This is a genomic window from Streptomyces sp. NPDC043952, from assembly GCF_056435325.1.
In genome coordinates, this window is record NZ_JBWKES010000013.1 from 189,634 (window position 1) to 197,718 (window position 8,085).

Here is an 8,085-nt window from a genome sequence, read left to right on the forward strand (position 1 = left end):
GGGCCCGCTCGCGGGTGAGGTGGGCGGTCACAGCAGGCCGAGTTCACGGGCGCGGTGCACGGCGTCGTGGCGGCGGTTCACGCCCAGCTTGCGGTAGGCGCTCTTGAGGTGGGTCTTGACCGTGTTGACGGAGACGTAGAGGTCGGCGGCGATCTCCTCGGTGGACATCATCTCGGCGAGCCGGACCAGCACATCGCGTTCCCGTCCGCTCAACTCCTCGACCACGGGCGGCGGTTCGGCCACGGGCGCGGTGCCGTCCGGGCCGGCGGCGCCGGGCAGCAGCCAGCCCTCGGCGAGCGGACGCAGCGGCGGCGTGGCGAGCAGCGGCCGCAGCCAGGGCCCCGCCTCCCTGAAGGGGCGCCGCAGCCGGTCCCGCCGGGCCTCGCGCAGCGCCCGCGCCACCAGCCGGCGCCGGGCCTCGCGGTCGCCCTCGACGCCGGCGAGCCGCGCCCTGACCAGGGCCGTCCGGACGGCGATCAGCGGGGCGGTGGCCTGCTGCGGGCGGATCCGGTCGAGCAGGGCGAGGGCGTGCGGGGGGCGGTCCGCGGCCAGTTCGGCCTGTGCCGCGCCCACCAGGCACAGCGGGTCCTCGCCGGGCAGTTCCGTCAGCAGCTTGACGGCCAACTCCGGGCGCCCGTCGGCGAGATGGGCACCGGCGGCCACCAGCGCCGCGTGGGCCTCGGCCCAGGGGGAGGGCTCCTCGGCGACGACGGCACGGTCGGCCGCCTCCAGCGCGCCCTCGGTGTCGCCGCGGGCGAGCAGCAGACGCGCGGTGACCAGGGCGTGCAGCGACCGGGTCACCGGGTCGCGCACCGGGTGGCGGGCGTCGGCCGCGTCGGGCGGCGGGGCGAGCAGCGCCTCGGCCCGGTCCAGTTCGTCGCGGTCGGTGGCGACGGCGGCCAGGACGAGGGTGGCCGGCCCGGCTCCGGACGGTGCGCAGGGGCCCGCGGGATCGGCGGCGAGCGCGGCGAGCGCCTTGCGTTCGGCGCGGCCGGGGCGGCCGTCGAGGTGGTCGAGCAGCGCGAGGTGGGCAAGGCACTCCGCGCGGAGCCGGGCGGTCGCCGCGACCGGCACCGTGACCGCCGGTTCCCGCGTGGATGCCGGTGGCGCCGGTGTCGTAGCCCCGTGGTCGGTCACCGCGGTCAGGGCCGCCCGCGCCTGCGGGAACCGGCCGGCCCACAGGCGGGCGGCGCCGAGGTGGGCGCGCAGCAGGGCGGTCAGTTCGGGGTGCCGGTCCAGCAGCCGGCCGGGCACCTCCCGCCGCAGCTCCTCGGCGCGGCGGGCGGCGGCCTCGGCGCGCGAGGGCGAGCCGGTCAGCCGGGCGGCGAGGACGTCGAGGAGGGTGCGGCCGAGGCGGGCGGCGGCGAGCTGTGCGGGGTCGTCCTCCAGGCCCGGCCCTGGTGTGCTCCGGGCCCGGTCCAGCTCGCGCGCGGCCCGGCGCAGGTGCGGCAGGCCCCGGTCGAGGTCGCCGAGGGACAGCTCGCGGGCCGCGCGCACCAGGTCGGTGGCCGGGGTCCGCGGCTCGGGCCCCAGGGCGGAGAAGATCGCGGCCAGGGGTTCGGCGCGCGGTCCGGTGAGCAGTTCGCCGAGGGCGAGGTCGCCGACGAGGGCACTGGCGGCGGCCGCCCAGTCGCCCGCGGCGGCGGCGTGCTCCAGGGTCTCGGCGAGCGGGCCGTGGCGGCGCAGCCAGCCCGCCGCCCGGCGGTGCAGCTCGGTCTCCAGGCCGGGGAGCCGGGCCCGCAGATGGGCGCGCAGGATCTCCCGGAACAGCGGATGGAGCCGGAACCAGGAGTGCCCGAGGTCTTCCACGAAGGCGTTCTCGCGGTGCAGCGCGGTGAGGATCAGCTCGGCGTCGGCGCGTCCGGTGAGCGCGTCGGCGAGGGCGGGGCAGAACCGGTCGAGGACGCTGATCCGCAGCAGCAGGTCCTGGGTCTCGGCGCGCTGCCGCCTGAGCACTTCGGCGATCAGGTAGTCCCCGATGGTGGTGCGGTCGGCCTCGAACTCCCTCAGGTACGACCGCGGGTCGCGCTCCCCCTGCGCGGCCAGCGCGCTCAGCCGCAGGCCCGCCGCCCAGCCGCGGGTGCGGGCCAGCAGCGCGTCCACCTCGTCGGGCGGCAGCCGCAGGCCGTGCAGGGCCAGCAGGCCGGTGGCCTCCTCGGGGGTGAAGGCCAGTTCGTCGTTGCGGATCTCGGTGATCGCGCCGGCCGCCCGGTAGCGGTGCAGGGGCAGCAGCGGTTCGGTACGGGTGACCAGGACCAGGCGGATGCCGGTGTGCGCGTGCCGGAGCACGAATTCCAGCTGGTCGGCGATCTCCGGGTCGGTGACGCGGTCGTACTCGTCGATGACCGCGGTCACGGGTCGCGCGTGGGCGCCGAGTTCGGCGGCGAGCCGGGTGAGCAGCGCGTCGTCCACACGGCCGGCCTCGGCGGGCAGGCCGACTTCGGCGGAGAGGGGCACTCCGGCCAGCCGCAGGGCCTGGAGGAGGTAGGCCCAGAAGGTGCCGCGGCCCTTGTCGGCCATCTGCGCGGTGAGCCAGGCGACGCGTGGCCCGCGGGTCGCGGCCCAGTCGGCGACCAGCAGCGTCTTGCCCGCCCCGGCGGCCCCGCCGACCACGGTCAGCGGGGTACGCGGGGCCAGGTCCAGGTGTCCGAGCAGCCGGTCGCGGCGCAGATAGGTCACCGGGAGGGCGGGGATCGCGAACCTGGCCCGCAGGAACGGATCCCCGCAGGGATCGGCGGGCCCGTAAGGGTCCGTTCCGGTCTCGTCCGGCACGCCCATGGTGGTCACCACCATCGTCGTCGGGTCGCGGACAGCGTGCTCCGCTCCTCCCCCCAGGATCTCCCCTGGGGGACGACGCGCCACACGAGCGGGTGGTGCCCGGTGCGGGGCGGCTCAGTCGGTGGTGGACGAGGCGCGGCGCGGCAGCTTCCAGTTCGGCCGCGGGAAGTGGCAGGTGTAGCCGTTGGGGTAGCGCTCCAGGTAGTCCTGGTGCTCGGGTTCGGCCTCCCAGAAGTCGCCGACCGGCGCCAGCTCGGTGACCACCTTGCCGGGCCACAGTCCGCTGGCCTCGACGTCCGCGATGGTGTCGACGGCGATGCGGTGCTGCTCCTCGCCGTCGTAGAAGATCGCGGAGCGGTAGCTGCGCCCGATGTCGTTGCCCTGGCGGTCGCGGGTGGTCGGGTCGTGGATCTGGAAGAAGAACTCCAGGATGTCGCGGTAGCTGGTCACCGCGGGGTCGTACAGGATCTCGATGGCCTCGGCGTGGTCGCCGTGGTCGCGGTAGGTGGCGTTCGGGGTGTCGCCGCCGCTGTAGCCGACGCGGGTGGAGACCACGCCGGGCTGCTTGCGGATCAGATCCTGCATGCCCCAGAAACAACCGCCCGCAAGTACGGCTCGCTCGGTTCCCGCTGTCATCGGTCGCTCCCTGCTTCGTCCGGCCCCGCACCCCTGTTGACGTGCCGGGGGCACGGTCATCCAGCGTAATACCGCCCACGCGCGCCCGGCGAAGGGCCACCGGCCGGGCGGGGGCGGCACGGTCAGGCACGCACGCACGCGGGGCCAGCGGCCGGTGCGGCGGCGCGATCAGGCACGCACGCAGGGCAGCGGCCGGTCACGGGCAGCGCGGTCAGACACGCACGCAGGGCAGCGACCGGTCACGGGCAGCGCGGTCAAGCACGCACGCCAGGCAGCAGCCGGTCACGGGCAGCGCAGTCAAGCACGCACGCCAGGCAGCAGCCGGTGCGGCGGCGCGGTCAGGCGGGCACGCCGGGCAGCGGCCGGTCACGGGCGGTGCTGTCAGGTACGCACGCACGCGGGGCCAGCGGCCGGTGCGGCGGCGCGATCAGGCACGCACGCAGGGCAGCGGCCGGTCGAGGCGGCGCGGTGTCCACCCCTTCGCGCGGCCCGGCGGGAACATCGCGGCCGGCACCAGGGGCCGCCGGATCACTGGCGGCGTGACCGGCACCCGCGGGGCCACCCACGGGGTCGCCACCACCGGCACCCTGCTCCGCACCCTCTCCGCCCGCCCCCTGCCCGAGACCCCGCACGGGTGTGCGCCCGGCTCGGGGCGATCACGGGCGAGTTGGCTGCGCCCCGTCTCCGAGCCGCGCCTCGACGCGCTCGCCCAACGGCCATGCGCGCCCGGAGTCGGCAACCTGGGCGGTCCCCCCGCCCAGGGGTTGTCACGCGGGCCGGGTCACATCTTCGTGCCGAAGTCCTGGGTCCACCAGGGGCCGCCCGTGCCCTTGTGCACGCCGACGCCGATGTTCTTGAAGGCGCAGTTGAGGATGTTGGCCCGGTGGCCGGGGCTGTTCATCCACGCGTCCATCACCGAGGCCGGGGTCTGCTGGCCCATGGCTATGTTCTCGCCGTACGTCGACCACCGGTACCCCGCGGCGGTGATGCGCTGGCCGGGATCGACGCCGTCCGGGTTGACGTGGTCGAAGAAGTGCCGCGCGGCCATGTCGTCGGAGTGCGCCTGCGCCGCCTGCTGGAGCTGCGGGTCCTCGGTCAGCGGGGAGCAACCGGCGCCGGTGCGCTGCTGGTTGACCAGCGCGAGCACCTGGCTGACGGTGTCACCGGCCGGCGCCGGCGCGGTGGTGCGCACCGGGGCCGGCGGGGTGGACGGGCGCGGCGTCGGCGTACTCTTCCGCGTCGGGCTCGGGCTCGGGCGCTTGGTCGCCTTCTTCTCCGGCTTCTTCGGCTTCGCGGACTTCGACGGGGACGGCGAGGGCGACGCCGAGGTGGGTACGGCGCTCGGCGCGGAGAGGTCGGCCACGGAGGCGTTGGTGTTCCGGTCGGCGGCCTTCTCACCGGCGCCGGGACCGGAGTCCATGCCGAAGTACCAGAGGCCGCCGCCCGCGACACAGGCCACGACGACGCCACCGACGATCCGGCGCCGCATGCGCCGGCGCCGCCGGGACGCGCTGCGCGTGCCGTCGCGCCCGTCGCCGCGCCCGCCCGAGCGCCGCGCGGCCCGCCGTCCGGTCCCCGCCCCGGAACCGGAACCTGTGAGCGAACCCGAACCCGAACCGGCGGGCCCGGCCGAGGTGTCGTACGGGGTCGCCGCCGCGACCGGTGCCATCCCGCCGGGGGCGCAGCGCAGCGCGGCGTACAGCGCGGGTGCCGCGGCGACCAGCGCGAGGCCGGCCAGCAGTCCCTCCGCGGGCATCAGCCCGCTCCACAGCCCGGAGCAGCGCGAACAGCCGCGGGCGTGCCGGGCGATGCGCTTGCGCCACAGCGCCGAGGGTTTGCCGTCCCAGGCGGCCAGCACGCCCCGCAGTTCCTCGCAGCGCGGCCGGGCGTCGAGCGCCCGTACCACCACCCGCGCCGCCTCCAGCTGGGCCTTCATCCGCTGCACCCTGACCGCGGTGTGCTCCGGCGTCAGCTCCAGGGCGGCGGCGACCTCGGCACGGGTCAGCTCGCCCGCGCACTCCAGCCACCACAGCGACAGCAGCCCCCGGTCGTCGGGCTCCAGCCAGCGCGTAGCGTGCGCGGTCTCCTGGCGCTGGCCCGACAGTTGCAGCTGCACCACCGTCAGGTCCACGAAGTCGGCGCCGGGATCGGCCAGCTCGTGCGCCTCCTCCACGGCGGCGGGGGCGGACCGCCGGTCCTGCCAGTGGTCGCGGACCTGGTTCATCGCGATCGCGACGAGCCAGGAGCGGAAGCGCTCGGGGGCGCGCAGCCCGCCCAGGCCGTCGAGGGCGCGCAGCATGGTCTCCTGCACCACGTCGTCGACGTCCACCGAGCCGTTCAGCGCCCGCCCCACGATGTTGTAGACCAGCGGAAGGTAGGCGCTGACCAGGGCGTCCTGGGCCGCCGCGTCGCCCTCGCGGGCCGCGATCACCAGGGCCGCCGTCTCCGCCGCGTCCGTGTGCCGTGTGCTCATCAGATGTTTCCCGTCCTCGACGCCGAACGATTGTTCCCGATGACTGGGAGACCGTTCGAGGCGGCTCGGATAACGGTTCTCGGGGGCCGATTTCCGGCCGCTTCCGGCACCGGGTTTCCGGCGCGGGGCTCGGGTGCCCGGCACCACGGTCCGGGGACCCGGCGGCGCCACGCGGGCCAACTCCGGTCGCCCGTCGCCGGGTTCACAGGATCGAAGTTGGTCTAGTCCTCTTGACGGGGTGGGTCGGCGGCGGTTTGGTATGTACCAACACCCCCGCCGTGCACGGCACCACCACCCCACCACCCCACGCCCTAAGGGCGTCCCCGAGAGGGGCACACTGTCATGCACCTGGCAAGACTGGGCGGACTCGCCGCCTCCGCCTGCGCGTTCGCGCTCGCGGTCACCGGCGCGGCCGTCGCCGTCGCCCCCGCGAGCAGCGCGGCGGCGCACACCGCGGCGACGAGCGATGCCGCGGCAAGCAGCGTCTACTCCGTCGCGCCCTACGTGGACATGTCGAACGGCCAGGAGGGCCTGCTCGACACCGCGATCACCGGGCACCACCTCAAGGCCTACACCGCCGCCTTCGTCCTCGGCGAGGGCTGCAACCAGGTCTGGGGCGACACACTCCCCATCGGCAACGACTCCTACACCGACCCCGAGATCGCGAAGGCCAAGTCCGAGGGCGCCTCCGTGATCATCTCCTCGGGCGGCGCCAGCGGTCTGCCGCTCGCCTGGACCTGCACCACGCAGAGCAGCATCGACGCCGGGTACCAGGCCCTCATCGACGACTACGGCGTCACCCAGCTGGACTTCGACATCGAGGGCGCCGCCGTCGCGGACACCGCCGCCGCGGCCCGCCAGATGCAGGCGATGAAGGACCTGAAGGCGGCCAACCCGAACCTCCAGTTCTCCGTCACCCTGCCGGTGCTGGCGAGCGGTCTGACCAATGACGGCGTCAACATCCTCAAGGCCGCCGAGAACGCGGGCGTCAAGATCGACGTCGTCAACATCATGACCATGGACTACTACGCCGGCACCGGCACCGAGATGGGCCAGGGCTCGATCGACGCCGCCAAGGCCACGCTGGCGCAGATGCAGTCCGTCGACTCCGGGTACGGCTACGCCAACCTCGGCATCACCCCGATGATCGGCAAGAACGACGACGGCTCCACGTTCACCCTGGCCGACGCCCAGACCGTCGAGAACTTCGCCGCGCAGAACGGCGTGGGGCGGCTCGCCTTCTGGTCCGTCAACCGGGACCAGCCGTGCAGCGGAAGCGCCAACTCCCTGCCCACGTGCAGCGAGATCAGCCAGAGCAGCCTGGCGTTCACGGACGCGTTCGTGCCGTACGAGGGCAGTTCAGGCGGCGGTGGCGGGGGCGGGGGCGGCGGTACGAGCAGTGACTTCTCGCTGTCCCTCTCCCCCGGCTCCGCCTCCGTCGCCCAGGGCGGTTCCGCGACCGCGAGCGTCGCCACGGCCACCACCTCGGGCAGCGCCGAGTCCGTGGCCCTCACCGCCTCCGGCGTGCCCTCCGGCGTCACCGTCTCCTTCAGCCCTGCCTCGGTGACCTCCGGCAGCGCCTCGACCCTGACGGCGGCGGTCGGCTCCTCCGTGGCCGCGGGCACCTACCCGATCACGGTCACCGGCACGGGCACCGGCGGCACCCACAGCGCGACTTACACGCTCACCGTCACGAGCAGCGGCGGCGGGGGCGGGGGCTCGCTGACCAACGCCGGGTTCGAGACCGGTTCCCTCGGCCCCTGGACCTGTACCGGCGCCAGCACGCTGGTCTCCACCCCGGTGCACTCCGGCAGCCACGCCCTCCAGGTCACCCCCGACTCCGGCGGCACCGGCGAGTGCGACCAGACCGTCACCCTCTCCCCCAACCACAGCTACACGCTCACCGGCTGGGTGCAGGGCCCCTACGCCTACCTCGGCGTCAGCGGCGGCGCCACCGCCAGCACCTGGTCGAACAGTTCGAGCTGGAACCAGCTGAAGGTCGCTTTCACGACCGGCAGCAGCGGCACCGTGACCGTGTACGTCCACGGGTGGTACGGCCAGGGCAGCGTGTACGCCGACGATCTCGCCCTCGGCTGAGCGTCTCCCCTAGGCGGTGTCTTCAAATGATCATTGCTGGTAGATCATGGTGTCGTGATACGTCGCCATGAACTGTCGGATGCCGAGTGGGAGTTCGTCCG

The 8,085-nt window shown here is 74.7% G+C and carries 4 protein-coding genes; 1 reads left to right on the forward strand and 3 read right to left on the reverse strand.

What is annotated here, in order from left to right; translation table 11 throughout:
• Positions 1 to 27: 27 nt before the first annotated feature.
• The 3 genes from AC069R_RS17830 to AC069R_RS17840 form a co-directional block, all read right to left on the reverse strand.
• Positions 28 to 2,793, reverse strand: a complete 2,766-nt coding sequence (locus AC069R_RS17830) for a winged helix-turn-helix domain-containing protein (RefSeq protein WP_478767718.1) — start codon at positions 2,791 to 2,793, stop codon at positions 28 to 30.
• 99 nt (positions 2,794 to 2,892) lie between these two features.
• A complete protein-coding gene (gene msrA / locus AC069R_RS17835; protein WP_478767719.1) occupies positions 2,893 to 3,414 on the reverse strand; it encodes a peptide-methionine (S)-S-oxide reductase MsrA in 522 nt (173 codons plus the stop codon).
• 781 nt (positions 3,415 to 4,195) lie between these two features.
• Positions 4,196 to 5,887 (reverse strand): sigma-70 family RNA polymerase sigma factor, encoded by a 1,692-nt coding sequence (locus AC069R_RS17840; RefSeq protein ID WP_478767720.1) that lies wholly within the window; start codon positions 5,885 to 5,887, stop codon positions 4,196 to 4,198.
• Between the two features lie 342 nt (positions 5,888 to 6,229).
• Between AC069R_RS17840 and AC069R_RS17845 the strand changes: the two genes are divergently transcribed.
• Positions 6,230 to 7,984, forward strand: coding sequence for a carbohydrate binding domain-containing protein (locus AC069R_RS17845; protein ID WP_478767721.1), 1,755 nt, complete (start codon positions 6,230 to 6,232; stop codon positions 7,982 to 7,984).
• Positions 7,985 to 8,085: the final 101 nt, after the last annotated feature.

Coding starts and splice junctions, on each gene's coding strand:
- msrA (WP_478767719.1), bottom strand. CDS start 3,414: ATGACAGCGGGAACCGAGCGAGCCGTACTTGCGGGCGGTTGTTTCTGG.
- AC069R_RS17840 (WP_478767720.1), bottom strand. CDS start 5,887: ATGAGCACACGGCACACGGACGCGGCGGAGACGGCGGCCCTGGTGATC.
- AC069R_RS17830 (WP_478767718.1), bottom strand. CDS start 2,793: ATGGTGGTGACCACCATGGGCGTGCCGGACGAGACCGGAACGGACCCT.
- AC069R_RS17845 (WP_478767721.1), top strand. CDS start 6,230: ATGCACCTGGCAAGACTGGGCGGACTCGCCGCCTCCGCCTGCGCGTTC.